The sequence below is a fragment of the Actinospineispora eucalypti genome, from assembly GCF_039543365.1.
GTDB lineage: Bacteria > Actinomycetota > Actinomycetes > Mycobacteriales > Pseudonocardiaceae > Pseudonocardia > Pseudonocardia eucalypti.
The window spans coordinates 15,832-40,340 of sequence record NZ_BAABJP010000051.1 but is presented as its reverse complement, the minus strand read 5'-3'; the positions used below and the strand labels follow the sequence as shown (position 1 = coordinate 40,340).

General features: G+C 68.9%; 27 protein-coding genes. 16 read left to right on the top strand and 11 right to left on the bottom strand.

The window, feature by feature from the left end:
- The first annotated feature begins 127 nt into the window (after positions 1-127).
- The 6 genes from ABEB12_RS34875 (at position 128) to ABEB12_RS34850 (ending at position 4,414) form a co-directional block, all read left to right on the top strand.
- The gene (locus ABEB12_RS34875; RefSeq protein WP_185066109.1) at positions 128-856 is read left to right on the top strand and encodes an ATP-binding cassette domain-containing protein; all 729 of its coding nucleotides are present in this window, start codon (positions 128-130) and stop codon (positions 854-856) included.
- Between the two features lie 48 nt (positions 857-904).
- Positions 905-1,792, top strand: a complete 888-nt coding sequence (locus ABEB12_RS34870) for a transporter substrate-binding domain-containing protein (RefSeq protein WP_185065076.1) — start codon at positions 905-907, stop codon at positions 1,790-1,792.
- A 63-nt stretch (positions 1,793-1,855) separates the two neighbouring features.
- Positions 1,856-2,503 carry an ABC transporter permease subunit gene (locus ABEB12_RS34865; protein ID WP_185065075.1) on the top strand — a complete coding sequence of 216 codons (648 nt, stop codon included), beginning with the start codon at positions 1,856-1,858 and terminating at the stop codon, positions 2,501-2,503.
- Positions 2,500-3,402, top strand: coding sequence for an ABC transporter permease subunit (locus ABEB12_RS34860; RefSeq protein ID WP_185065074.1), 903 nt, complete (start codon positions 2,500-2,502; stop codon positions 3,400-3,402). Before ABEB12_RS34865 ends, ABEB12_RS34860 begins: the two co-directional genes overlap by 4 nt.
- 119 nt (positions 3,403-3,521) lie before the next feature.
- Positions 3,522-3,968: a hypothetical protein gene (locus ABEB12_RS34855; protein WP_185065073.1), complete on the top strand. Its 447-nt coding sequence runs from the start codon at positions 3,522-3,524 to the stop codon at positions 3,966-3,968.
- On the top strand, positions 3,965-4,414 hold the full coding sequence (locus ABEB12_RS34850) for a hypothetical protein (protein ID WP_185065072.1): 450 nt from the start codon (positions 3,965-3,967) through the stop codon (positions 4,412-4,414). Before ABEB12_RS34855 ends, ABEB12_RS34850 begins: the two co-directional genes overlap by 4 nt.
- Before the next feature lie 63 nt (positions 4,415-4,477).
- Here ABEB12_RS34850 and ABEB12_RS34845 read toward each other — a convergent pair whose 3' ends face one another.
- Genes ABEB12_RS34845 through ABEB12_RS34835 form a run of 3 tightly spaced genes read right to left on the bottom strand, consistent with a single transcriptional unit; the run spans position 4,478 to position 7,979 of the window.
- Positions 4,478-5,239 carry a succinate dehydrogenase/fumarate reductase iron-sulfur subunit gene (locus tag ABEB12_RS34845; protein WP_185065071.1) on the bottom strand — a complete coding sequence of 254 codons (762 nt, stop codon included), beginning with the start codon at positions 5,237-5,239 and terminating at the stop codon, positions 4,478-4,480.
- Entirely contained in the window at positions 5,236-7,167 is a 1,932-nt protein-coding gene (locus ABEB12_RS34840; protein WP_185065070.1) for a fumarate reductase/succinate dehydrogenase flavoprotein subunit, read from the bottom strand. Before ABEB12_RS34840 ends, ABEB12_RS34845 begins: the two co-directional genes overlap by 4 nt.
- Positions 7,168-7,178: 11 nt before the next feature.
- On the bottom strand, positions 7,179-7,979 hold the full coding sequence (locus ABEB12_RS34835) for a hypothetical protein (protein WP_185065069.1): 801 nt from the start codon (positions 7,977-7,979) through the stop codon (positions 7,179-7,181).
- A gap of 370 nt (positions 7,980-8,349) precedes the next feature.
- On the opposite strand from ABEB12_RS34835, the gene ABEB12_RS34830 reads away from it, so the two are divergent.
- Positions 8,350-9,297, top strand: a complete 948-nt coding sequence (locus ABEB12_RS34830) for a LysR substrate-binding domain-containing protein (protein ID WP_185065068.1) — start codon at positions 8,350-8,352, stop codon at positions 9,295-9,297.
- Position 9,298: 1 nt separating this feature from the next.
- Here ABEB12_RS34830 and ABEB12_RS34825 read toward each other — a convergent pair whose 3' ends face one another.
- From ABEB12_RS34825 to ABEB12_RS34815, 3 genes are all read right to left on the bottom strand, one after another.
- On the bottom strand, positions 9,299-9,826 hold the full coding sequence (locus tag ABEB12_RS34825; protein ID WP_345703407.1) for a regulatory protein RecX: 528 nt from the start codon (positions 9,824-9,826) through the stop codon (positions 9,299-9,301).
- Positions 9,827-9,828: 2 nt separating this feature from the next.
- On the bottom strand, positions 9,829-10,866 hold the full coding sequence (gene recA, locus ABEB12_RS34820) for a recombinase RecA (RefSeq protein WP_185065067.1): 1,038 nt from the start codon (positions 10,864-10,866) through the stop codon (positions 9,829-9,831).
- 184 nt (positions 10,867-11,050) lie between these two features.
- A complete protein-coding gene (locus ABEB12_RS34815; protein ID WP_185065066.1) occupies positions 11,051-11,245 on the bottom strand; it encodes a DUF3046 domain-containing protein in 195 nt (64 codons plus the stop codon).
- 51 nt (positions 11,246-11,296) lie between these two features.
- Here ABEB12_RS34815 and ABEB12_RS34810 point away from each other — a divergent pair, with 51 nt between their 5' ends.
- Together ABEB12_RS34810 and ABEB12_RS34805 are read left to right on the top strand one after the other, a co-directional pair.
- A complete protein-coding gene (locus ABEB12_RS34810) occupies positions 11,297-11,419 on the top strand; it encodes a hypothetical protein (protein ID WP_345703406.1) in 123 nt (40 codons plus the stop codon).
- Between the two features lie 10 nt (positions 11,420-11,429).
- Complete coding sequence (locus ABEB12_RS34805) at positions 11,430-11,924, top strand: DUF3291 domain-containing protein (protein WP_185065065.1); 495 nt, start codon at positions 11,430-11,432, stop codon at positions 11,922-11,924.
- Between the two features lie 472 nt (positions 11,925-12,396).
- On the opposite strand, the gene trpD is transcribed toward ABEB12_RS34805, so the two are convergent.
- Positions 12,397-13,452 (bottom strand): anthranilate phosphoribosyltransferase, encoded by a 1,056-nt coding sequence (gene trpD / locus ABEB12_RS34800; protein ID WP_185065064.1) that lies wholly within the window; start codon positions 13,450-13,452, stop codon positions 12,397-12,399.
- Positions 13,453-13,455: 3 nt separating this feature from the next.
- The gene (locus tag ABEB12_RS34795; protein WP_345703404.1) at positions 13,456-13,896 is read right to left on the bottom strand and encodes a response regulator; all 441 of its coding nucleotides are present in this window, start codon (positions 13,894-13,896) and stop codon (positions 13,456-13,458) included.
- 172 nt (positions 13,897-14,068) lie between these two features.
- Here ABEB12_RS34795 and ctaE point away from each other — a divergent pair, with 172 nt between their 5' ends.
- The 6 genes from ctaE to ABEB12_RS34765 all read left to right on the top strand — a co-directional run bounded on the left by ctaE (position 14,069) and on the right by ABEB12_RS34765 (position 20,405).
- Positions 14,069-14,680 carry an aa3-type cytochrome oxidase subunit III gene (gene ctaE / locus ABEB12_RS34790; protein ID WP_185065063.1) on the top strand — a complete coding sequence of 204 codons (612 nt, stop codon included), beginning with the start codon at positions 14,069-14,071 and terminating at the stop codon, positions 14,678-14,680.
- 49 nt (positions 14,681-14,729) lie between these two features.
- Positions 14,730-15,563: a cytochrome bc1 complex diheme cytochrome c subunit gene (gene qcrC / locus ABEB12_RS34785; RefSeq protein ID WP_185065062.1), complete on the top strand. Its 834-nt coding sequence runs from the start codon at positions 14,730-14,732 to the stop codon at positions 15,561-15,563.
- Positions 15,560-16,711: a cytochrome bc1 complex Rieske iron-sulfur subunit gene (gene qcrA, locus ABEB12_RS34780; protein WP_185065061.1), complete on the top strand. Its 1,152-nt coding sequence runs from the start codon at positions 15,560-15,562 to the stop codon at positions 16,709-16,711. Before qcrC ends, qcrA begins: the two co-directional genes overlap by 4 nt.
- A complete protein-coding gene (gene qcrB / locus ABEB12_RS34775) occupies positions 16,708-18,390 on the top strand; it encodes a cytochrome bc1 complex cytochrome b subunit (RefSeq protein ID WP_185065060.1) in 1,683 nt (560 codons plus the stop codon). Before qcrA ends, qcrB begins: the two co-directional genes overlap by 4 nt.
- Before the next feature lie 90 nt (positions 18,391-18,480).
- Positions 18,481-19,299 (top strand): helix-turn-helix domain-containing protein, encoded by an 819-nt coding sequence (locus ABEB12_RS34770; protein ID WP_185065059.1) that lies wholly within the window; start codon positions 18,481-18,483, stop codon positions 19,297-19,299.
- A gap of 206 nt (positions 19,300-19,505) precedes the next feature.
- The gene (locus ABEB12_RS34765) at positions 19,506-20,405 is read left to right on the top strand and encodes an EamA family transporter (protein ID WP_185065058.1); all 900 of its coding nucleotides are present in this window, start codon (positions 19,506-19,508) and stop codon (positions 20,403-20,405) included.
- Here the strand turns inward: ABEB12_RS34765 and ABEB12_RS34760 are convergent.
- From ABEB12_RS34760 to ctaC, 3 genes are read right to left on the bottom strand one after another with little or no spacing between them, the layout of a single operon-like run.
- The gene (locus tag ABEB12_RS34760; RefSeq protein WP_185065057.1) at positions 20,402-20,926 is read right to left on the bottom strand and encodes a GNAT family N-acetyltransferase; all 525 of its coding nucleotides are present in this window, start codon (positions 20,924-20,926) and stop codon (positions 20,402-20,404) included. The genes ABEB12_RS34765 and ABEB12_RS34760 overlap by 4 nt on opposite strands.
- A gap of 12 nt (positions 20,927-20,938) precedes the next feature.
- The gene (locus ABEB12_RS34755; protein WP_185065056.1) at positions 20,939-21,337 is read right to left on the bottom strand and encodes an aa3-type cytochrome oxidase subunit IV; all 399 of its coding nucleotides are present in this window, start codon (positions 21,335-21,337) and stop codon (positions 20,939-20,941) included.
- 22 nt (positions 21,338-21,359) lie between these two features.
- Positions 21,360-22,325: an aa3-type cytochrome oxidase subunit II gene (gene ctaC / locus ABEB12_RS34750; protein ID WP_185065055.1), complete on the bottom strand. Its 966-nt coding sequence runs from the start codon at positions 22,323-22,325 to the stop codon at positions 21,360-21,362.
- A 195-nt stretch (positions 22,326-22,520) separates the two neighbouring features.
- Here ctaC and asnB point away from each other — a divergent pair, with 195 nt between their 5' ends.
- Positions 22,521-24,449: an asparagine synthase (glutamine-hydrolyzing) gene (gene asnB, locus ABEB12_RS34745; protein ID WP_185065054.1), complete on the top strand. Its 1,929-nt coding sequence runs from the start codon at positions 22,521-22,523 to the stop codon at positions 24,447-24,449.
- Positions 24,450-24,509 lie beyond the last annotated feature (60 nt).

The window sequence follows — 24,509 nt, the reverse complement described above, 5'->3', positions numbered from 1 at the left end:
GTGTTACCCAACCGCCTGGACGAGTCCCATTCAGGCGCCTAGCTTTTCCGCAACCGCGTTGGCGCCCAGGAGGCTGCACATGACCGAGGAGGCGCCAGCCGCGCCGACCCCGTCGGACGGCACACCGATGATCCGCATGGCCGACGTGCAGAAGCACTTCGGCGATCTGCACGTGCTGCGGGACATCAACCTCGAGGTGGCGCGCGGCCAGGTGGTCGTGGTGCTCGGCCCTTCCGGGTCCGGCAAGTCGACGCTGTGCCGGGCGATCAACCGGCTGGAGCCGATCGACAGCGGCACCATCGAGGTGGACGGCCGGCCGCTGCCGGCCGAGGGCAAGGACCTCGCCCGGTTGCGCGCGGACGTGGGCATGGTGTTCCAGAGCTTCAACCTGTTCGCGCACAAGACCATTCTGGAGAACGTCACCCTTGCTCCGCTGAAGGTGCGCCGCACGCCGAAGGCCGACGCGGAGAAGCGCGCGCTGGAGCTGCTGGAGCGGGTGGGCATCACCAACCAGCGGGACAAGTACCCGGCCCAGCTGTCCGGCGGTCAACAACAGCGGGCCGCCATCGCCCGCGCGCTGGCCATGCGTCCCAAGGTGATGCTGTTCGACGAGCCGACCTCGGCGCTGGACCCGGAGATGGTCCAGGAGGTGCTGGACGTGATGACCGGCCTCGCCAAGGAAGGGATGACCATGCTCGTGGTCACCCACGAGATGGGCTTCGCCCGGCGCGCCGCGCACCGCGTGGTGTTCATGGCCGACGGCGAGATCGTGGAGGACGCCAAACCCGACACCTTCTTCACCGCCCCCCGCTCCGAGCGGGCCAAGGACTTCCTCGGAAAGATCCTCACTCACTGAATCCGATATGCCAGCCGAGCGGTATCCCCTCAACACTGGAGAAACCCCATGAAGTGGCGAACGTTGACCGTCGCCCTGTGCGCCGGAGCCCTGGCCCTCACCGCGTGCGGCAAGGAAGGCAGCCCCACCGGCGGCGGCGCGGCCGTGGAACAGCCGGTCGCGCAGAACGTCCAGGTCGCCGGGTCACCCACCTTCGACAAGATCAAGCAGCGCGGCCAGATCGTCATCGGGGTGAAAGACGACCAGCCCGGGCTCGGGTTCAAGGACGCAACCACCAACCAGTTCTCCGGGTTCGACGTGGAGATCGCGCGGCTGGTCGCCGCCAAGCTGGGTTACGGCGCCGACAAGATCACCTACAAGACGGTCCCGTCCGCGGCGCGGGAAGACGCCCTCTCCCGGGGTGAGGTCGACTACTACGTCGGCACGTACACCATCAACAACAACCGCAAACAGCGGGTGAGCTTCGCCGGCCCGTACTTCGTGGCCGGTCAGGGCCTGCTGGTGCGCAAGGACGACAGCTCGATCACCGGCAAGGACACCCTCAAGGGCAAGAAGGTCTGCTCGGTCACCGGGTCCACGCCCATCCAGCGCGTGCAGCAACAGCAGCTGACCGAGGCGAGCAACATCGTGCAGTTCCAGACCTACAGCCAGTGCGTCGACCAGCTGCTCAGCAAGCAGGTTGACGTGCTCACCACGGACGACGCCATCCTCAAGGGCTATGCCGCGCAGCAGCCCGACAAGCTGAAGCTGGTCGGCGACACCTTCTCCTCCGAGCCGTACGGCATCGGCCTCGCGCACGACGACAAGGCGTTGCGCGACAAGGTGAACGACATCCTGCAGGCCGCGTTCGACGACGGCACCTGGCAGAAGATCTACGACAGCACGCTGGGCAAGTCGGGCTCCGCCGGAAGCGCGCCGAAGCTCGATCGTTACTGACGAGTTGCCCGTCCCGCCGCTGGCCATGCGGCGGGACGGGCAAATCCGAGAGGGGGTCCTGAGGTGAACGTCCTGCTGGACAACTTCGGCCTGTTCGGCCGGGCGTTTCTCAATACGATCGAGCTGTTCGTGATCTCCGCCATCGGCTCGCTGATCGGTGGGATGCTGCTCGCCGGGATGCGGGTGAGCCCGGTGCCGGTGCTGCGGTCCTTCGGCGCGTTCTACGTCAACACAGTCCGCAACACGCCCTTGACGCTGGTTTTCTTCTTCTTCGCGTTCGCCTACCCCCGGCTGGAGATACTCGACCTCTCCTTCTTCACCCGGGCCTGCGCGGCATTGGTCGTTTACACCTCGGCGTTCGTCTGCGAAGTGGTCAGATCGGGCATAAACACGGTGCCGGTCGGTCAGGCCGAAGCGTCTCGCGCCCTGGGCTTCACCTTCCCCCAGACTCTCGGCTCGATCATCCTGCCGCAGGCGGTGCGGTCCGTGATCCCGCCGCTGACCAGTATCGAGATCGCGCTGCTGAAGAACACCACTATCGCGGCAGGCTTCTCCGTGGCCGAGGCCGGCAGCCTGTACCAGACCCTGTCCGAGCGCGGCTACAACGTCCTGGTGGGGCTCATCTGGGTGGCCATCGGCTTCGTCATCCTGGTCATTCCGCTGACCGCGTACCAACAACGCCTGGAACGTCGCTGGAGTGTGACGCGATGACCGCGACCGTGCTCTACGACGTGCCCGGCCCGAGGGCGCGGATCCGGAACCTCGGCTTCGGCGCGGTCGGCACCTTGATTGTGCTCGCGCTCGTCGGCTTCGTCGTCTATCGGTTGGTCGGGACCGGCCAATTCGACGGACGCGTCTGGGAGTGGATCGAGTACGAGACAATTCAGGTTCTGCTCCTCCAGTCACTCGTCGCCACCCTCAAGGCCTTCGCGGCAGCGGCGGTGCTGTCGTTGCTGTTCGGCGCACTGTTCGCCGGGGCCCGGCTGTCCGACCACCGGTGGATCAACCGGCCGGCGGCGGTGGTCGTCGAGTTCTTCCGCGCGGTGCCGCTACTGATCTTGATCTTCATCTTGTACTTCGGCGTGGCCCGAGGCCTCGGCGTGAACCTCTCCACGTTCTGGGCGCTCGTACTCGGCCTGATGCTCTACAACGGCTCGGTGCTCGCCGAGGTCTTCCGCGCCGGCGTGAACGCGTTGCCGAGGGGCCAACGCGAGGCCGCGTACGCGCTGGGCATGCGGAAGACCCAGGTCATGACATACGTCCTGCTCCCGCAGGCCATCCGAGCAATGCTGCCCACCATCACCAGCCAGCTGGTTGTGGTGCTCAAGGACACCGCGCTCGGCTTCCTGATTCTCTACCCCGAACTGCTCTACCAAGCCCGCTTCCTGGGCAGCCAGGGGCAGCTCGGCCTGCCGATCATTCCGGTCGCGCTGGTCGTCGCCGCCATATACATCACCATGTGCCTGCTGCTGTCCTGGCTGGCCAACTATCTCGAGGGGCGCACGCGGCGCAGCGCGAAAGCCGCGCCCCTCGACCCCCACGGCGCGATGAAGCTGGAGACCGAGGTGAGCGCCGCCCAGGCACAGGGCGGCGGCGCCGCCAGCGGCTGACCTCCGAATAACCACAGAGCATTTTCATTTCGGCCACGGATGATCTCGACAGCTCGTATGCTTGCTCGACAACGGCTCCCGCAAGTGGGAGTAAAGGTGCCTCGAGTGAGGAGATCCCGTTGTACGCCGCGCCGACACAGCGATATGCAAAGGCTTTCGCGGTCAGCTTGCTCACGGCCGGTTTTCTATTGACCACACAAGGATCCGCGTCGGCCGAACCGAACTGTACGGCGAGCCACGACGTGCGACAGGTCGGCGGAGATTGGCGGCTGGACGCGGACGCTCGGTGCAATGAGAAGGCCTCGGTACGCGGAATGATATGGAGCTACGGATTCTGGGCTGAGCCGCAGGGCGGCGGTGCACCCACAAAGTTCTTCACCAGCGGTGGCGATCCCGGAGCCGACCGCAAGAGGACCGAAGGAGCGACCGGCCATATCACAGTCGTCGCTCCGCGAGGGTGGAGTCGATACTGCTACGACGTGCGAATAACGTACGACGGCCCCACGATTTACAAGACGGAAAAGAACGAGTATGCCAGCGGAACCGTCTGCAAGGACGCGCTGTGAATCCGCTGCTCAGGTCAATCGAGTCCAGAAGACTCGCCGCTTCGGTTCTTTCTGTAGCCGCGCCGACACTTCTCGCCGCGACCCCCGTTCAGCCGTCGGACGACTCGGCGGGAGGCACACCCTCTTGCAGTGCATTCAAGCTCCGCATGACCCATCAGGACGCTGGCACCAAGATCGTCTGGGTATTGGACACGAACTGCCACTTCGGCGCCGACGTGGAGTTGCGCGTGGTCACCACCGAAGACGGTGTAGAGCGGGATGTCTACACCACCCATGGCTGGGCCATCGAAGGACAAAAGACAGGCACCGTGGCGCTCGCCAAGAAGCCGTTGTGCGCCAGGTCCACGGTACGTGTAGTCGCCAGTTACAAGTACATGTCCATTGGTGACCGGCAATCGACCGAACGCGTCGTCTACTACGACCCGAACGACAACTGCGGCGCGTGAGAACGAAACACCGGCCCGATCAACTCAAGATCGGGCCGGTGTTTCGGGTTCCGGGACGGACGGTCAGGCGTCGGTTTTGTCGCGCTTGAACAGCTTGTTGCCGAGCCAGACGATCGGGTCGTACTTGCGGTCGACCACGCGCTCCTTGAGCGGGATCAGTGCGTTGTCGGTGATCTTGATGTGCTCGGGGCAGACCTCGGTGCAGCACTTGGTGATGTTGCAGTAGCCGAGGCCGTGCTCCTCCTGGGCGGCCCGCTGACGGTCCGCGGCGTCGAGCGGGTGCATGTCCAGCTCGGCGATGCGCATGAGGTAGCGGGGGCCGGCGAAGGCCGCCTTGTTCTCCTCGTGGTCGCGCACCACGTGGCAGGTGTTCTGGCACAGGTAGCACTCGATGCACTTGCGGAACTCCTGGCTCCGCTCCACGTCCACCTGCTGCATCCGGTACTCGCCCGGGGCCACGCCCTCCGGCGGGGCGAAGGCCGGGATCTCCCGGGCCTTCTGGTAGTTGAACTCCACGTCGGTGACCAGGTCGCGGACCACCGGGAAAGCGCGCAGCGGGGTCACCGTGATGACGTCCGACTCGGTGAACGTGGACATCCGGGTCATGCACATCAGCCGGGGCCGGCCGTTGATCTCCGCGCTGCACGACCCGCACTTGCCGGCCTTGCAGTTCCACCGCACGGCCATGTCGCCGGCCTGGGTCTGCTGCAGCCGGTGGATGATGTCGAGCACGACCTCACCCTCGTTGACCTCGACCCGGTAGTCGACCAGGTCGCCCTTCTCCGAGTCGCCGCGCCACACGCGGAAGTGCGCCGTATAACTCATGCCTGTCCCTCCGCGGTACCGGCCCGGTGACCACCGAGCTCCTCACCGGTGTAGTACTTCTTCAGCTCGTCCATCTCGAACAGGTCCAGCAGGTCGGAACGCATCGGCACCTGCTCCTTGTGCTCCAGCTTCGCCGCGCCCTCGCCCTCGGCGGTGAGCACCAGCAGCTGGTGCCGCCACTCGGAGTCCATGACCGGGTAGTCGTCGCGGGTGTGCCCGCCCCGGCTCTCCTGGCGCTCCAGGGCCGCCTTGGCCACGCACAGCGAGACCAGCAGCATGTTGCGCAGGTCCAGCGCCAGGTGCCAGCCGGGGTTGAACTCCCGGTGCCCCTGCACCGCGACCTTCTTGGTGCGGACGGCGAAGTCCTCGAGCTTCTTGAGCGCGAGCTCCATCTCGTCGGCCTTGCGGATGATGCCGACCAGGTCGTTCATCGTCTGCTGCAGCTCGAGGTGCACCGTGTACGGGTTCTCACCGCCCTCGGTGTGGAACGGCAGCAGCGCCCGGTCCCGCGCGGCGTTCACCTCGGCGTCGGTCACCTTCGGCGCGTCCGCGCCGAGGGACTCCAGGTAGTCGACCGCGCCCGCGCCGGCCCGCCGGCCGAACACCAGCAGGTCGGACAGCGAGTTGCCGCCCAGCCGGTTGGACCCGTGCATGCCGCCGGAGCACTCCCCCGCGGCGAACAGCCCGGGCACGATGGACGCCCCGGTGTCCGGGTCCACCTCCACGCCGCCCATCACGTAGTGGCAGGTCGGCCCGACCTGCATCGGCTCCTTGGTGATGTCGACGTCGGCCAGCTCCTTGAACTGGTGGTGCATCGACGGCAGCCGCTTGATGATCTCCTCCGGCTTCATCCGGGAGGAGACGTCCAGGAAGACACCGCCCTGGGGCGAGCCCCGGCCGGCCTTCACCTCGGAGTTGATGGCGCGGGCCACCTCGTCCCGGGGCAGCAGCTCCGGCGGGCGCCGGTTGTTGTCCGGGTCGGTGTACCAGCGGTCGCCCTCCTCGGGCGTGGTCGCGTACTGCTCCTTGAACACGTCCGGGATGTAGTCGAACATGAACCGCTTGCCCTCGGAGTTGGTGAGGATGCCACCGTCACCACGCACCGACTCGGTGACCAGGATCCCCTTCACCGAGGGCGGCCAGACCATCCCGGTCGGGTGGAACTGGATGAACTCCATGTTGATCAGGCTGGCGCCGGCGCGCAGGGCCAGCGCGTGCCCGTCGCCGGTGTACTCCCAGGAGTTGCTGGTGGTCTTGAACGACTTGCCGATGCCCCCGGTGGCCAGCACGATCGCCGCCGACTCGAACAGGATGAACGAGCCGGTGTGCCGCCAGTAGCCGAACGCGCCGGAGACCCGGTCGCCGGTCTTGATCAGGTCGGTGATGGTGCACTCGTGGAAGACCTTGATCCGCGACTCGTAGTCGCCGGTCTCCTTGAAGTCCTCCTGCTGCAGCGAGACGATCTTCTGCTGCAGCGTGCGGATCAGCTCCAGGCCGGTCCGGTCACCGACGTGGGCCAGCCGGGGGTAGGTGTGCCCGCCGAAGTTCCGCTGGCTGATCTTGCCTTCCTTGGTGCGGTCGAACAGCGCGCCGTAGGTCTCCAGTTCCCAGACGCGGTCCGGGGCCTCCTTGGCGTGCAGCTCGGCCATCCGCCAGTTGTTCAGGAACTTCCCGCCGCGCATGGTGTCGCGGTAGTGGACCTGCCAGTTGTCGTTGGAGTTGACGTTGCCCATGGCGGCCGCGCAGCCACCCTCGGCCATGACCGTGTGGGCCTTGCCGAACAGCGACTTGCTGATGATCGCGGTCTTCTTGCCCTGCAGCCGCGCCTCGATCGCGGCCCGCAGCCCGGCGCCGCCGGCCCCGATCACCACGACGTCGTAGGAGTGCCGCTCGATCTCGTTGTTCTCGTTGGAAGTCGTGTTAGTCATCAGTGCAGCCCTCAGTTCACGATCCGCGGGTCGGCGAACCAGCCGGCCGCGACCGCCATGACGTAGAAGTCGGTCAGCGCCAGGGTTCCCAGCGTGGTCCAGGCCAGTTCCTGGTGCTTGGCGTTCAGCTTGGTGATCTGGGTCCAGAACCAGTAGCGGACCGGGTGCTGGGAGAAGTGGTTCAAGCGGCCGCCCATGATGCTCCGGCAGGAGTGGCAGGACAGCGTGTACGCCCACAGCATGATCACGTTGCCCAGCAGGACCAGCGTGCCGAGGCCGATGCCGAAGCCGCCGTCCTCGCCGTGGAAGGCGAGGATCGCGTCGATGGTGTTGACCACCGAGATGATCACGGCGAAGTAGAAGAAGTAGCGGTGCAGGTTCTGCCCGAGCAGCGGGAACCGGGTCTCACCGGTGTAGCGGCTGTGCGGCTCGGCGACCGCGCAGGCCGGCGGCGACTGCCAGAAGGACCGGTAGTAGGCCTTCCGGTAGTAGTAGCAGGTCATCCGGAACAGCAGCAGGAACGGCAGCGTGAGCGCGCCGAACGGCAGGATCGGCCAGTCCGGCAGGAACCGGCCGAACATCGCCGCCTCGGGGTCACAGCCGAGCGAGACGCACGGCGAGTAGAACGGCGTCAGGTAGTGGTACTCCGGTACCCAGTAGTTGTTCTGCAGGAAAACCCGAACCGTGGCATAGATGACCCACGCCGACAGACCGATGACGGTCCATAGCGGCGGAAGCCACCATCGGTCGGTTCGGAGAGTGCGTGCGCTGATCTGCGCCCGGCCGGCGGACGCATCTGCGGTGGTGGACACGTCAGGTTTCCTTACCTGTTGTGCGCCGGCGGCCCGCCCCTCGCGGTGGTAGGTCGTCGCTGTGCCAGGGCACGCCGGAGCTGTGATATTGAGCTGAGAATACGGTGGTCAGTACGGGATTGATGTTCAGGGGTACAGCCAACTACCGCGGTTGACAGGCGTCCAATGCATCACACGAAAGCAACCGATGCTCAGTTGCTATGACGCCTTCTCCGGCCCAGTTCGCGGTGCCGGCCACCCGGTGCTGAGTGCGCAACTTCACCCGAGACGCCGAACCGTTGGAGTTCCCGCTGGTCGCCCGGCGTCGCCGCCACCTGGGCGTGCCGTTGTTGCATCGCTGGCGCTGAAACAATGCACCTACGCTATTCACGTGACACTCCTGCAGCTCGCGTACTTCGTCGCGCTGGCCGACGTGCGCAACTTCACCCGCGCGGCGGAGCGCTGCGGCGTGGCGCAACCCACGCTGAGCCGGCAGATCCAGGCGCTGGAGGCGGAGCTGGGCGCCGCGCTGGTGGAGCGCGGCCGGTCCGGCGCGCGCGGCGAGCTGGCGCTGACCCCGGCCGGGGAGGCCGTGCTCCCGGCGGCCCGCCGCATGCTGGCGGACAGCGAGGACGCGCGCACGGCCGTGGCCGAGCTGATCGGGCTGCGCAGCGGCCGGGTGCGGGTGGGCGCCACCCCCAGCCTGTGCCTCGGCCTGCTGGCCGACGTGCTGCGGCTGTTCCACGAGCAGCACCCGGAGATCCACCTGGAGCTGTCCGAGAACGGCTCCCAGCTGCTGGTCCGCGACCTGCTGCGCGGCGAGCTGGACGTGGCGCTGGTGATCGTGCCGCCATCCGGCCTCGACCCGGCGCTGTCCATCAAGCCGCTGCTGCGGGAGCGGCTGTCGGTGGCTTCGGCGCGCGCCGACTCGACCCCGAACCGGCGCGGTTCGATGACGCTGGCCGAGCTGTCCCGCCACGAGCTGGTCATGTTCCGCCAGGGCTACGACCTGCGCGAGGTCACCCTGCGCGCCTACCGGGACGCCGGGCTGTCCCCGAAGTTCGCCGTGGAGGGCGGCGAGATGGACGCGGTGCTGCGGCTGGTGGAGAACGACACCGGCGTGGCGGTGGTGCCCGACCTGGTGTTCGCCGGCCGGCCCCGGCTGCGCCGCACCACCCTGCTGCCGCCGCTGTACCGCACGGTGGCACTGGCCCAGCGCGCCGACGTGGCGACCACGCACGCCGCGCTGGCCTTCCACGACATGCTGCTCTCCTACGTACGGACCATGCCGGCGATCGGCAGCGTGGACGCCGACGTCACCGTGCTGCACCGGCAGTAGGTCAGTCGAAGTCGACCTCGTCCGGCAGATCTTCGGCACCGTGCTCGCGCAGCGCGTCCCGGACCACCTGGTAGGCCAGCCCGGCCGGGTAGCCCTTGCGGGCGAGCATCGCCACCAGGCGGTTCACCGTCTTCGGGTCGGTGGCGTCCACGCCGCGCAGCCGCTTGTCCACCAGTTCGCGCGCCCGGCGCTGCTCCTGCTCGCGGTCCAGTGAGGCGACCGCGCGGCCGGCCACCTCGCCGTCGACGCCCTTGCGGCGCAGCTCGGTGGCCAGGGCACGCCGGCCCAGCCCTCGGGACTGGTGCCGGGAGTGCACCCACTGCTCGGCGAACGCCGCATCGTCGATCAGGCCGACGTCGGAGAACCGGCCGAGCACCTGCTCGGTGACCGGTTCCGGCACGCCGCGCCGACGCAGCGCCCCGGCCAGCTCGGCCCTGGTCCGCGCCCGATCGGTGAGCAGCCGCAGGCAGACGGCCCTGGCTACGGTCTCCGGGTCACCGGGCGGGTCGGTCTCACCCGCTGGCCGCACGATCAGAAGTCCACCGGCGCCGGTGCGGCGGCCTCGGCGTCGAGCTGCGCGCCGATGCCCAGCTTCTCCTTGATCCGCTTCTCGATCTCGGCAGCCACGTCCGGGTTCTCCAGCAGGAACTTGCGGGCGTTCTCCTTGCCCTGGCCGAGCTGGTCGCCCTCGTAGGTGTACCAGGCGCCGGACTTGCGGATCAGCGCCTGCTCCACCCCGACGTCGATGAGCGAGCCCTCCCGGCTGATCCCGTGCCCGAACAGGATGTCGAACTCGGCCTGCTTGAACGGCGGCGCGACCTTGTTCTTCACCACCTTGACCCGGGTGCGGTTGCCCACCGCATCGGTGCCGTCCTTGAGCGTCTCGATGCGCCGGATGTCCAGCCGCACCGACGCGTAGAACTTCAGCGCCCGGCCACCGGTCGTGGTCTCCGGCGAGCCGAACATCACGCCGATCTTCTCCCGCAGCTGGTTGATGAAGATCGCGGTGGTGCCGGAGTTGTTCAGCGCGCTGGTGATCTTCCGCAGGGCCTGGCTCATCAGCCGGGCCTGCAGGCCGACGTGGCTGTCCCCCATCTCGCCCTCGATCTCGGCGCGCGGCACCAGCGCGGCCACCGAGTCGATCACGATGAGGTCCAGCGCGCCGGACCGGATCAGCATGTCGGCGATCTCCAGCGCCTGCTCACCGGTGTCCGGCTGAGAGACCAGCAGGGCGTCGGTGTCCACGCCGAGGATCTTGGCGTACTCCGGGTCCAGCGCGTGCTCGGCGTCGATGAACGCGGCGATGCCACCGGCGGCCTGCGCGTTGGCCACGGCGTGCAGCGTGAGGGTGGTCTTACCGGAGGACTCCGGGCCGTAGATCTCGACTACCCGGCCCCTGGGCAGGCCACCGACGCCGAGCGCGACGTCCAGCGCGATGGAACCGGTCGGGATGATCCCCACCGGGGCCCGCGCCTCGTCGCCGAGACGCATCACCGAGCCCTTTCCGTGGTTCTTCTCGATCTGGGCGAGCGCGAGGGCGAGGGCCTTCTCGCGGTCGGGTGCGGTCATCGGATGCCACCTTGTGAGGACGTAGGGACGCGTTGCGGACTGGCAGGTTCACGGTAGGGGCCGCGACCGACAATTCCGTGACCGCGGGCATCGCCTGTGGACAGCTCCACCGGATGTGGACAACACCATAGCCGAACGACTGTTCGAGGTGAAACCGACACGCCGATGCGGGACAATCCCCCGCTCACCGTCGCTCCGAGGGCACGTCGAAGGTCGAACAGACCACCCGCCATACCGCCCGGGGATCCCAGCCGGCCTCCAGCGCCTGGTTCACCGTCTGCCTGTCCAGCTCGGCAAACACGTGGTCGGCGGCCAGCGTGTCAGCCCTGGCCGCACCGAACTCCTCGGTCATCCGCTCACGGAAATGCGTCAGTCGCACCCGGCCACGTTAGGACACCCCGGAAACGGGGCGCGTCGGTACTCTGGTCGCATGTTCACCGACGCGGACCCCACCGGGCTCTCCTCGCCGCTCGGCCAGCTGGTCAGCCTCGGGTTCATGCTGCTCGCACTGACCGTCGCATTGCGCTGGTGGTGGTCTCAGCGCAAGCGTTAGCCTCGATCGGGTGACCGACTTCCACCTCGCTCAGGTGAACATCGCGCTGCCGCTGGAACCCCTCACCACTCCCCGGCTGGCCGGCTTCGTGGCCGCCCTCGACGAGATCAACGCACTGGCCGACGCCGCGCCCGGGTTCGTGTGGCGGCTGCAGACCGAGGACGGCGACGCGACCGCGGTCCGCGCCTTCGGCGACGACCGGCTGATCGTGAACATGAGCGTGTGGGCCTCGATGGAGGCGCTCGCCGACTACGTCTACCGGAGCGACCACGTGCGGGTCATGCGCCGGCGCCGCGAGTGGTTCGAGGCGATGAAACCCGCCTACCAGGCGATGTGGTGGCTGCCGGCCGGCCAGCTGCCCACCGTCGCCGAGGCCGAGCTGCGGCTGGCCCACCTGCGCACGCACGGACCCACCGACTACGCGTTCACCTTCCGCACGCCGTTCCCGCCGCCGGTCGGCATCACCCCGAAGGTGGACGACGGCTGGTTCTGCAGCGCACGCTGAGCCGCGGCTTCGGTTGTGCGGTGTGGCCCGTTGCGCTTTGGTTTCCGCACCTGGTCACTGACCGTTACCAGGCGCAGAAATAGGGTGATCGCTGTTCCTGGCGGCTTGGCGTCGATTTTCGAGGCTAAACCGCCATTGATGGCGATCACCCCCTGGCGCGACCCCTTCAGACGCTGGGTTTGCGGCTGCCAGCCGCAGCCAACGGTCACCGAGCGTAGCCACACGCAGAGGGGCCGCCGGATGGCGGACCGGCTCGGAGTGCACGGAGCAGTTCACCGCGACGTCCGGCTCGACCGCGCCGACCCGCACGTTCATGATCCGCGGCTCGGGGGTCTCCGTCACCCCCGGGGTCGCCCCGGGCTGCTGGTCGCACGAGTAGGCCCGGGCGCTAGCGGGCCCGGCCAGCACCAGCGACGCGCCGCCGCCCCGGCCACCAGCGCCGCGACGCCCGTCCGAGGCAGGCGAACCGTGATCAGTCCGCCGCCGACTTCGCCACGTCCACCCACCGGGCCAGCAGCTCCGTGGCCGCGCCGGAGTCGATCGCCTGGGCGACCCGGTCCAGCGCCCGACGCATGTCCTCGAGCAGCCCCGCGCCGCCGTCGGTGAACCCGGTGAACGCGGCCACCGCGCCGGCCGCGTTGACCAGCACCGCGTCCCGCACCGGACCGGTCTCGCCGGCCAGCAGCCGGCGCGCCACGTCGGCGTTGTAGGGCGCGTCGCCGCCGCGCAGGTCCGCCATGGTCGCCCTGGCGATTCCCAGGTCGGCCGCGTCCAGCAGGCCCTGCCGCACCCGACCGGCGGAAACCACCCAGGCCGAGGTCCGGTCGGTGGTGGTGATCTCGTCCAGCCCGTCCTCGCCCCGCACCACCAGCGCCGAGGCCCCCCGGCCGGCCAGCACGTCGGCGATCACCGGGGCCAGCCGGAGGTCCGCGCAGCCGACCAGGCCCGCGGCGGGCTGGGCCGGGTTGGTCAGCGGCCCGAGCATGTTCATCGCGGTGGGCACACCCAGCTCCCGGCGCACCGCCCCGGCGTGCCGGAAGGCCGGGTGGAAGGCCGGGGCGAAGCAGAATCCGATGCCCACCTCCTCCACACACCGCCGCACCCCCTCCGGGGACAGCGCGATGGTGACGCCCAGCTCCTCGAACAGGTCCGCCGCGCCGCACCGGGAGGAAGCGGCCCGGTTGCCGTGCTTGACCACCGGCACGCCGGCCGCGGCCACCACGATGGCCGTCATGCTGGAGATGTTCACGCTGTGGGAGCGGTCCCCACCGGTGCCGACCACGTCCACGGCCGGCGCGGCCAGCGTGACCCGGCGGGCCCGGGCCAGCATCGCCTCGGCCAGCCCGGCGATCTCCTCGGGGGTCTCGCCCTTGGCCCGCAGCGCGACCAGGAAGCCGGCCAGCGAGACGTCCTTCGCGTCACCGGCGAGCACCTGGTCCATCACCCATCCGGTGTCCGCCTCGGTGAGGTCGGAACCGGCAAGCAGATGGCTCAACAGACCCGCCCACGTGCGGGTCGACTCGGACACGCCCTACCCGGCCGGCGCCGCCGGCACCGCGGTGCCGCGCAGCACGTCGGCCACGGTCTCGGCGGCCAGCAGCGGGTCCAGCGGGTGCACGAGCACCGCGTCCGCCTGCGACCAGGTGGCCAACCAGCGGTCGTCCTTGCGCTGCACCGCGACCACGATCGGCGGGCAGTCGGTGATCTCGTTCTTCAGCTGCCGGGACAGACCCATGCCGCCGGTGGGCTGCGCCTCACCGTCCAGGATGGCCAGGTCCACCTGGCCCGAGTCCATGGCGGCCAGCACCTCGGCCACGGTCGAGGCCTCCAGGAACTTCACCCGGCCCACGTCCGGCGCGGGCCGGCGGCCCACCGCGGTGGTGATCGACTCGCGCACCTTGGCGCGGTGGCTGAAGACCAGCACGGTGCGGGCGTGCCCCGCGTCTCCGGCCTTGCTCACGGGGTTGCTCACGAGCCCTACTTCCCTCGGCATTGACCTGGCCGCCCGATGATATCCGCGCCCTCAGGCACCGCCGATACCGTGCCGACGCTCGTTTCCGCTGACGCTTCTCTCGGTGTGCCACGACACATGTGACTGATAGTGCCGAACCCTGACCCGACGGGAGCGTCCGCTCGGGTTAATAATGACCCCCGTGACGACGGCAGCGCCAAATATCAGCCAGCGCATTCACTCGCTGAACCGACCGAACATGGTCAGCATCGGCACGATCGTCTGGCTGTCCAGCGAGCTGATGTTCTTCGCTGGCCTTTTCGCGATCTACTTCACGGCGCGCGCGCAGAACGTCGGTGAGTGGCCACCACCGCCGACGGAGCTGAACGTCCCGTACGCGCTGGTGGTGACGATCGTCCTGGTGGCGTCCTCGTTCACCTGCCAGTACGGCGTGTTCTGCGCCGAACGCGGCGACGTGTTCGGCCTGCGGCGCTGGTACCTGATCACCCTGGCCATGGGCACGTTCTTCGTGCTCGGCCAGGTGAACGAGTACCGGGTGCTCATCGAGCACCACGCCACCACCATCCCGGGTAGCGCATACGGCACGGTCTTCTACCTGACCACCGGCTTCCACGCGCTGCACGTCACCGGCGGCCTCATCGCGTTCATCTTCCTGCTGATCAGGACCAAGCTCAGCAAGTTCACCCCGGCACAGGCCACCGCCGCGATCGTCGTGTCCTACTACTGGCACTTCGTCGACGTGGTCTGGATCGGCCTGTTCGCCGTGATCTACTTCATCCGCTGAAGCATCCACCAGGGTGCCCGACCTGACAGCGAGGGTTCGAGACTCCGCGATGAGAACCACCACCACACGCCGTCGCAGTGGACGGAGCAAGTTCCAACGCCGCGTCGCCGGCGGGCTGGCGCTCGGCATAGCCCTGCTCAGCGCGGGCGTGCTGTACTCGGCGGTCGCACCCCAGCCCCAGGTGGCGCAGGCGGCGGACGACTCCCAGCTGGTCGCCCAGGGGCAGCAGGTCTACGAGAACCACTGCATCTCCTGCCACGGGGCCAACCTGCAGGGTGTGCCGGACCGAGGGGTCAGCCTGATCGGCGCCGGGTCCGCCGCCACCTACTTCCAGGTCTCCAGCGGCCGGATGCCGCTGGCCCGCCAGGAGGCGCAGGCGGAGCGCAAGCACCCCCTGCACGAGCTGGACACCAAGACCCCCGAGGGCGCCCGCAACGTCGACGCGCTGTCCGCGTTCGTGCAGGCCAACGGCGGTGGCCCGGAGCGGCCGGCCGAGCACGGCATGGCGCTGCGCGGGTCGAACCCGGCCCGCGGCGGTGAGCTGTTCCGGATGAACTGCACCTCCTGCCACAACTTCACCGGGCAGGGCGGCGCGCTCTCCTCCGGCAAGTTCGGCCCGCCGCTGGCCCCGGCCAGCGAGGAGCAGATCTACACCGCGATGCTGAGCGGCCCGCAGAACATGCCGCACTTCTCCGACCGGCAGCTCACGCCGGAGGAGAAGAAGGACATCATCGCCTTCGTCAAGTCGGTCTCCGAGGGGCAGAACAGCCCCGGCGGGAACCCGCTGGGCGGCATCGGCCCGGTTTCCGAGGGCCTGATGGTCTGGGTTGTCGGCATCACCGCGTTGGTCGCCGTCACGTTGTGGTTGGGAGCGAAGGCATGAGCGAGGGCACGACTGCCCGCCGGCCGAGTCAGGCCGAGCTCGAGGAGATGACCCCGGAGCAGCTGGCCACCCTGGCCGCCGAGCTGGACGACGTCGTCGTCGTCCGCAACGCCAACAAGTGGCCGGTACCGGGCACCAAGGCCGAGCGGCGCGCGGAGCGTTCGGTGGCGATGTGGTTCCTGCTCGCCACCCTGTCCGGGCTGGCCTTCCTCGGTGTCTTCATCTTCTGGCCGTGGTCGCACTACATCCCGCCGAGCGACCCCCACCACTGGCTGTACTCGCTGTTCACCCCGATCATCGGGGTGACCTTCGGGCTCGCGGTGTTCGCGCTGGGCATCGGCCTGGTCGCCTACGTGAAGAAGTTCTTCCCGGACGAGGTCGCGGTGCAGCAGCGCCACGACGGGCCCTCCGGCGAGCTGGAGCGGCGGACCATCCTGGCCCAGCTGGCCGCCGCCGGGAACGACACCGGGATCGCCCGCCGCGGCCTGATCAAGGGCACCGTCGGCCTCGCCGGCGCGGTGTTCGGCCTGGGCGCCGGCGTCGCGGTCCTGGGCGGCCTGCTGCGCAACCCGTTCAAGGACGGCCCCGAATCACCGCTGTGGCACACCCCGTGGCGGCCCGAGCACCCGGGCGAGAAGGTCTATCTGCGACGTGACGTCGGTCTCTCCGCTGAGGAAATCATGAAGGAGAAGCCGGAGCTCCGGGTCCGCCCGGAGGACCTGGACGCCGCCGCCATGGAGACGGTGTTCCCCTTCCGGCTGACCGACATGGAGGACGCGGAGAAGCTGGCCCACGGCATCCGCGCCTCGGACGCGGCGGTCATGCTCATCCGCTTCCGCCCTGGTGAGCGCGTCACCCAGCGCAAGGGCCGGGAGAACTACCACTACGGCGACTACTACGCCTACTCCAAGGTGTGCACCCACCTGGGCTGCCCCACCTCGCTGTTCGAGGCGCAGACGAACCGGATCCTGTGCCCCTGCCACCAGTCACAGTTCCTCGCCACCGAGTACGCCAAGCCGATTTTCGGTCCGGCCACACGTGCTCTACCTCAACTTCCCATCAGCGTGGACGAAGAGGGATACTTCATAGCGACCGGTGATTTCGACGAAGCCGTCGGGCCTGGCTTCTGGGAGCGGCCATCATCATGAGTTCAATCACCACACCCACCACGAGTTCCAACCCGCTGAAGGCCAAGGCCGCGGCCAGTCTGGACGAGCTGGACCAGCGGTTCCACCCGGCCGGCGGGATGCGCAAGCAGTTCAACAAGGTCTTCCCGACGCACTGGTCGTTCATGCTCGGCGAGATCGCGCTGTACAGCTTCATCATCCTGCTGCTGTCGGGCACCTACCTCGGGCTGTTCTTCGACCCCTCGATGGAGGAGGTCACCTACAACGGGGTGTTCGACAACCTGCGCGGCCTGCCGATGTCGCGGGCGTTCGAGAGCGCGTTGGAGATCTCCTTCGACGTGCGCGGCGGCCTGTTCATGCGGCAGATCCACCACTGGGCGGCGCTGCTGTTCATGGCGGCGATGTTCGTGCACATGTTCCGCACGTTCTTCACCGGCGCGTTCCGCAAGCCCCGCGAGACCAACTGGATCATCGGCGTCGTGCTGATCCTGATGGGCTTCATGGAGGGCTTCACCGGCTACTCGCTGCCGGACGACCTGCTCTCCGGTACCGGCCTGCGGATCATGTCCGGCTTCGTGCTCTCCGTTCCGGTGGCCGGCACCTGGGTGCACTGGCTGATCTTCGGCGGGGAGTTCCCCGGCACCGAGCTGATCCCGCGGCTGTACATCGTGCACGTGCTGCTCCTGCCGGGCATCCTGCTGGCGCTGATCGCGGTGCACGTGGGCCTGGTCTGGTACCAGAAGCACACCCAGTTCCCCGGCCCCGGCCGCACCGAGAAGAACGTGGTGGGCGTGCGCATCCTGCCCACCTTCGCGGCCAAGGGCGGCGCGTTCTTCGCGGTCACCACCGGCGTGATCTGCATGATGGCCGGCTTCTTCCAGATCAACCCGATCTGGAACTTCGGGCCGTACAACCCGGCGCACATCTCCGCCGGCTCCCAGCCCGACTGGTACGTGCTGTTCACCGAGGGCATGCTGCGGATCTTCCCGCCCTGGGAGATCAACCTGTTCGACACGTACCTGATCCCACCGGCGTTCTGGGCGAGTCCGCTGTTCCTGCCGCTGATCCACGGCCTCGCCGCCGTGTACCCGGCGATCGAGCGGAAGTTCACCAAGGACAACGCGATCCACAACCTGCTGCAGCGCCCCCGGGACGTCCCGGTGCGCACCTCGCTGGGTGCCATGGCCATCACGTTCTACACCTGGCTGGTGCTGCTCGGTTCGAACGACATCATCGCGGACAAGTTCAACATCTCGCTGAACGCCACCACGTGGGCCGGCCGCATCGGCATCTTCCTGCTGCCGCCGCTCGCCTACTGGGCCACCTACCGGATCTGCCTGGGCCTGCAGCGCAGCGACCGGGCGGTGCTGGAGCACGGCATCGAGACCGGCATCATCAAGCGGCTGCCGCACGGTGAGTTCATCGAGGTGCACCAGCCGCTGGCCGGGGTCGACTCGCACGGCCACGCGATCCCGCTGGCCTACCAGGGCGCCTCGGTGCCCAAGCGGATGAACCAGCTCGGTTCCGCCGGGCATCCGATGGCCGGCTCGTTCTGGAGCCCGGACCCGGCCGAGGAGACCGCCGCACTGGAGCGCGCCCGCGCCGAGCTGGCCAACGGCCACGGCAACGGCCATGCCCCGGAGGAGTCGGAAACCCGCGAGGCCGAACTGGCCGGTCGTCCCAAGAGCCTGGACGACTGACCCGACCGAACGACGAGTAAGCCCCGGCCACCATCTGGCCGGGGCTTATTCATGTTCGGGGCGCGTCAGGCCCGGACGTAAGGTCAGGGGGTGACGGGTGCGTCGAGGGACTGGGCGGTGTGGACGCGGGCACGCGGTGGGCCGGACCAGCCGCTGGACCTGCTGCATGCCAGCCTGGTGCGCCGCCAGTACGCCCAGCACATGCACGCCGAGTACGCGATCGGGGCGTGCACCAGCGGGCTCGAGCGCATCAGCTACCGGGGCGCAATGCGCCACTCCGGGCCGGGCAGCGTGGTCGTCATCGAGCCCGAGGAGGCGCACACCGGCGCGCCGGCGGTGGCCACCGGGTTCACCTACCGGGTCCTGTACCCCAGCGTGGACCTGTTGCGCGAGCACGACGGCGCCCGCCGCCCACACTTCCGGGAGCCGGTGCTGCACGATCCCGAGCTGGCCGCCCGGCTGTGCGCGGCCCACGCCGGGCTCAGCCGGCCCGGCACCGAGCGCCTGGCCGCTGAGTCGCTGCTGGTCGGCACGCTGGACCTGCTGATAAGGCGGCACGCCGAGCCGGCCCCGGAGGCTCCCCTGCCCGGGCCGGTGGCCCGCGGCGTGATGGCGCGGTTGTCCGACCAGCTGGTGGATCCGCCCTCGTTGCAGCACATTGCGGACGAGCTGGGCATGTCCCGGTTCCAGCTGCTGCGCGCGTTCCGCAACGAGGTGGGCATGCCGCCGTACGCGTGGCTGGCCCAGCACCGAGTGGCCAGGGCGCGCGGCCTGCTCGTCGGTGGCGCCCGGCCGGCCAGCGTCGCCGCGCAGGTCGGGTTCGCCGACCAGGCGCACCTGACCCGCTGGTTCCAAAGGGTGCTAGGGATCACCCCCGGCGCGTTCGCCCGGAGCCTTCGGTCCGGTTAGCACGCCACGGCCCGGGTGCGCCGGGCATGATCGCCGATTCTGGCGCTCTAGCCTCGAAAATCGACGCTGAACCGCCACCAACAGCGATCACCCCTCGGTACCGCCGGACAGTAATGATCAACAGGACACTGGGGCCGTGCTGAGCGACCCGGCTGAGCGCAACCACGTTCAAGACCTTGCGGCGCCCGCCGGGCGACGCTGCCGGCATGAGTCGGAGGGGCTGGCTGCTGTTCGCGGGGATGTGCCTGATGTGGGGCGTCCCGTATCTGATGATCAAGGTTGCCGTGCAGGGGGTTTCGGTGCCGGTGCTGGTGTTCGCGCGCACCGCGATCGGGGCGCTGGTGCTGCTCCCCCTGGCCGTCCGCCCCGGCACCCTGGCCCTGCTGCGCCGGCACTGGCTGCCGGTGCTCGGGTTCGCCGGGTTGGAGATCATCGGCCCGTGGTGGCTGCTCTCCGACGCCGAACGGCACATCACCAGCTCGATGACCGGGCTGCTGATCGCCGCCGTGCCGATCATCGCGGTGGTGCTGGCCAGGCTGTTCGGCGATACCGAGCGGCTGCGCCCCGCCCGGCTGGCCGGGCTGCTGATCGGGCTGGCCGGGGTGGCCCTGCTCGCCCTGCCGCACCTGGGCGGCGGGACCGGTTGGGCGGTGCTGGAGATGTTGGGCGTCGCGGTGGGCTACGCGGCCGCACCCTTGATCGCCGGCCGCTGGCTGACCGCCGTCTCCGGCGTTCAGCTGACCGCCGCGAGCCTCAGTGTGGCCGCGCTGGTGTACTTGGTGCCGGCCTTGCTCACCTGGCCGGCGGCGATGCCTTCCGGGCCGGTACTGGCCTCTCTGGCCGGCCTGGGGCTGGTGTGCACCGCGCTGGCGTTCGTGGTGTTCTTCGCGCTGATCCGGGAGGTGGGCGGCACGCGGGCGGTGGTGTTCACCTACGTGAACCCGGCGGTGGCGGTCACCGCTGGAGTGCTGGTCCTGGATGAGCCGCTCACCCCGGCGATCCTCGGCGCGTTCGGGCTGATCCTGCTCGGCTCAGTGCTCGCCACCGGTCGCCGGGTTACCCCGCGGCCGGTGCCGGCCGCCGCATTGGCCCCTGAGCGGGCCTAGCTGGGACGTGGGCGGTCGATGGCGTAGTGGGCCAGCTTGACGTCCCGACCCTCGTGCCGCACCAGCTCGTCGCGCTGCCAGCGCATGCCGGCCTTCTCCATCACCCGCCGGCTGGCCAGGTGGTCCACCGGGGCCTCGGCGCACACCCGCCACACGGCGGGCACGCTCAGCAGATGGGCGACCACCGCACTGAGTGCCTCGGTGGCGAACCCCTCACCCCAGCAGGACGGCGCCACGTCATAACCAACGGTGACCGCCGAGGCGTCCGCCGTCCGGGCGCAGGTCACGAGGCCGATGATGACCTGGTCGGACCGGCGCACCAGCAACCACGGGCCCAGGTCGGGCATGCCACCACCGAGGTCGTGGTCGGTCGCCGGGTAAAGCGCCACCAACCGCAGCATCTGGGTGGCCAGTGCCGAGGGGTAACCATCGGCAAACGCCCCGGACTCGGCGTCGCCGAGCAGTCGCTCCGCCTCCGCCGCGGTCAGGGTGCGCAGCGTCAGCCGTCGGCCCGAGATCACTTCCGGTGACGCCTAGTGACCGGACGGCGGAATGTGGTACTCGAACAGCAGGCCACCGACCATGATCAGCAGGAGCACCAGGGTCATCGCGATCAGCCAGGGCAGCCAGTACGCGACGGCCACGGCGGTGGAGGCGGCGGCGAAGGCCAGCCCGATCGGCCAGTAGCTGCCCGGGCTGAAGAAGCCCAGGTCACCGGCGCCGTCGGCGACCTCGGCCTCCGGGTTGTCCTCCGGGCGGGCCTCCAGCCGGCGGGAGACGAACCGGAAGTAGGTGCCGATGATCAGCGACAGGCCACCGGTCAGGGTGAGCCCGACGATGCCGACCGGCTCGTGCGAGAGCAGCCAGTAGACCACCGCGCACAGGAAGAAGAAGACCGTGCAGATCTCGAAGATGCGGGATTCGACCTTCATTGCGCTCTCCGCCTCCGGGCGCTCAGCTGGGGGACCGCTGCGAGGCCGAGCGGTGGGTGCGCTCGGTCTTGAACGGGTAGGTGGTGACGGCCGTCGGGGAGCACAGCTCGCCGCAGCCCAGCGAGGCCAACGCCTCGCCAGCCGTGTTCGGCACCCCGCTCACCGGGTTGGTCTCGGTGCGCTTCTGCAGGTACTTGGCGTACAGGTCCGGGCTCAGCGCGCGGACCTCGAAGTTCATCACCGAGTGGTAGCTGCCGCACAGCTCGGCGCACCGGCCGACGAAGGCACCCTGCCGCTCGATCTTGTCGATGACGAACGTGTTGTCCGTGTCGTTCTTCTCCGGGTCCGGGAAGACGTCCCGCTTGAACAGGAACTCCGGCACGAAGAACGAGTGGATCACGTCCGTGGAGGTGATGGTGAACTCGATGCTCTTGTCCGTGGGCAGCACCAGGATCGGGATGGTCTCGCTGGTGCCCAGGGTGCTGATCTTCTTCCCGGTCGGGTTCTCCGGGTAGTCAAACTCCCAGTTCCACTGGAACGCGGTGACGTCGACCTTCACGTCCGGCTTGGCGATGGACTTGTCCACGTCGTTCTGCACCAGCACCGTGTAGCCGAAGATCGCCGCCACGATGATCGTGGGCAGCACCACGCTGACGATCTCCACCGGCAGGCTGTACTGGAACTGCCTGGGCAGCTCCCCCTCACCGCGCTTGCGGTGGAAGATCACGGTCCACGCGGTGAGGCCCCACACGATCACGCCGACCACCAGGGAGGCGATCGCCAGCCAGGTCCACAGGTGGCGCATCTCGGTGGCCTGCGGCGTCACGCCCTCCGGCCAACCGAAACGGATCACCTCCTGCACCGAACATCCGCTGGCCGAGACCGCCACAACGCCGGCCAGGAGCGCGGTTTTCAGAACCCGCCCCGGCCGGGTGCGCCTCACGTATGGATTCGAGCCCACAGCTCGCTGCCTCCCGTGCTTGGTCATCGTCAGCCATCCGGCGCATTGAGCCGGACGCTGACTACCTGCCGGGCAGCCTATAAGACCTGCGCCCGGCCCACCGCGTCCGGGGCGCGCGCCACACGGCCGGGTGCGGCGCACGCCACGCGCGAGGGCCCCGGGGGGTCGGGCGTACGCTGCTCACTCCGACCTGGGCTGCACTGGAAGGGGCGATCACACGGCGTGTGTGGGCTACTCGGACTGCTGACGGCGCGCGCCGACGCGCCAGACCTATCCACCGCCGTGACCAGCGCGTTGCACTGCGCGCGGCATCGCGGGCCGGACGAAACCGATGAGTGGCACGACCAGGACGTGGTGCTCGGCTTCAACCGGCTGTCCATCATCGACCTGGACCTCTCCCACCAGCCGCTGCGCTACGCGGACCGGTACACGCTGCTGTTCAACGGCGAGGTCTACAACTACCTGGAGCTGCGCGAACAGCTGATAGCCGAGCACGGGGCGGAGTTCGCCACCCAGGGTGACGGCGAGGTGGTGGTCGCCGCCTACCACTACTGGGGCAAGGACGCCGTGCGCCGGCTGCGCGGCATGTTCGCCTTCCTGATCTGGGACGAACGGGAACGGGTGCTGTTCGGCGCGCGCGACCCGTTCGGCATCAAGCCGCTGTTCGTGCTGACCGGCCCCGGCGGCACGGCGTTCAGCAGCGAGAAGAAGAGCCTGCAGGAGCTGGCGCCTTCGCTCGGTGCCGGCGCGCTGTCCCTGGACGAGCCGGCCCTGCAGCACTACCTGCTGCTGCAGTACGTGCCGGAGCCGGCCACCCTGCACCGGGAGATCCGGCGCATCGAGTCGGGCACCATGTTCACCCTGCGTCCCGGTGAGCAGCCGGTCACCGAGCGGTACTTCTCACCCGTGTTCTCCGCCACACCACTGGCCGGTCCCACCGAACGGGACCGGCTGTACCGGCGGATCGAGGACACCCTCCGCGACTCGGTGGCCAAGCACATGCGCGCCGACGTCACCGTGGGCGCCTTCCTCTCCGGCGGCATCGACTCCACCGCGATCGCCGCGCTGGCCAAGGAGCACAACCCGAACCTGATCACGTTCACCACCGGTTTCGAGCGCGAGGGCTACTCCGAGGTGGACGTGGCCGCCGAGTCGGCGGAGGCGATCGGGGTGCGGCACGTGGTCCGCACGGTCAAGCCGGACGAGATGATGGAGGCGCTGCCGCTGATCGTCTGGTACCTGGACGACCCGGTGGCCGACCCGGCGCTGGTGCCGCTGTGGTTCGTGGCCCGGGAGGCCCGGCAGCACGTCAAGGTGGTGCTGTCCGGGGAGGGCGCGGACGAGCTGTTCGGCGGCTACACGATCTACCGCGAGCCGCTGTCGCTGGCCCCCTTCGAGAAGGTGCCGGGGTCGGTGCGCGGCGCGCTGGGGCAGCTGTCCCGCCGCATCCCGGAGGGGGTGCGGGGCAAGGACCTGCTGCGCCGGGGGGCGCTGAGCCTGGAGCAGCGCTACTACGGCAACGCGCGGATCTTCCGGGACGGCGAGCTGGCGGGGCTGCTGCGGAGCTACGACCCGCGCCGCTCGCACACCGACATCACCGCCCAGTGGTACCGGCAGTCCGCCGGCTGGGACCCGGTGTCCCGGATGCAGCACGTGGACCTGTTCACCTGGCTGCGCGGGGACATCCTGGTCAAGGCGGACAAGATGACCATGGCCAACTCGTTGGAGCTGCGGGTGCCGTTCCTGGACCCGGAGGTGTTCGCGGTGGCGGCCGACATCCCGCTCACCGAGAAGATCTACGGGCGCACCGACGGCTCCGGGACCACCAAGTACGCGCTGCGCCGGGCGCTGGAGAACATCGTGCCGGCGCACGTGCTGAACCGCCGCAAGCTGGGCTTCCCCGTGCCCATCCGGCTCTGGCTGCGCGACGAGATGTACGGCTGGGCCGACGACATCATCACCAGCAGCCAGACCGACCACCTGCTGGACCTGCCGGCGGTGCGGCGCATGCTGGCCGAGCACCGCACCGGCCCGGTGGACCACAGCCGGCGGCTGTGGACCCTGCTGGTGTTCATGCTCTGGCACGGGATCATGGTGGAGGACCGGATCCGCCCCGAGATCCCGGAACCCGCCTACCCCGTCCAGGTCTAGGCCCTCCTCCCGCGGAAAACCGAACCGCCGGGCGCGGCATCTCCGCGCCCGGCGGTCTAT

Coding starts and splice junctions, on each gene's coding strand:
- ABEB12_RS34860 (WP_185065074.1), top strand. CDS start 2,500: ATGACCGCGACCGTGCTCTACGACGTGCCCGGCCCGAGGGCGCGGATC.
- ABEB12_RS34870 (WP_185065076.1), top strand. CDS start 905: ATGAAGTGGCGAACGTTGACCGTCGCCCTGTGCGCCGGAGCCCTGGCC.
- ABEB12_RS34765 (WP_185065058.1), top strand. CDS start 19,506: ATGAGTCGGAGGGGCTGGCTGCTGTTCGCGGGGATGTGCCTGATGTGG.
- ABEB12_RS34755 (WP_185065056.1), bottom strand. CDS start 21,337: ATGAAGGTCGAATCCCGCATCTTCGAGATCTGCACGGTCTTCTTCTTC.
- ctaC (WP_185065055.1), bottom strand. CDS start 22,325: ATGACCAAGCACGGGAGGCAGCGAGCTGTGGGCTCGAATCCATACGTG.
- ABEB12_RS34845 (WP_185065071.1), bottom strand. CDS start 5,239: ATGAGTTATACGGCGCACTTCCGCGTGTGGCGCGGCGACTCGGAGAAG.
- qcrB (WP_185065060.1), top strand. CDS start 16,708: ATGAGTTCAATCACCACACCCACCACGAGTTCCAACCCGCTGAAGGCC.
- ctaE (WP_185065063.1), top strand. CDS start 14,069: ATGACCCCCGTGACGACGGCAGCGCCAAATATCAGCCAGCGCATTCAC.
- ABEB12_RS34875 (WP_185066109.1), top strand. CDS start 128: ATGATCCGCATGGCCGACGTGCAGAAGCACTTCGGCGATCTGCACGTG.
- qcrC (WP_185065062.1), top strand. CDS start 14,730: ATGAGAACCACCACCACACGCCGTCGCAGTGGACGGAGCAAGTTCCAA.
- ABEB12_RS34840 (WP_185065070.1), bottom strand. CDS start 7,167: ATGACTAACACGACTTCCAACGAGAACAACGAGATCGAGCGGCACTCC.
- ABEB12_RS34810 (WP_345703406.1), top strand. CDS start 11,297: ATGTTCACCGACGCGGACCCCACCGGGCTCTCCTCGCCGCTCGGCCAG.
- qcrA (WP_185065061.1), top strand. CDS start 15,560: ATGAGCGAGGGCACGACTGCCCGCCGGCCGAGTCAGGCCGAGCTCGAG.
- recA (WP_185065067.1), bottom strand. CDS start 10,866: ATGACCGCACCCGACCGCGAGAAGGCCCTCGCCCTCGCGCTCGCCCAG.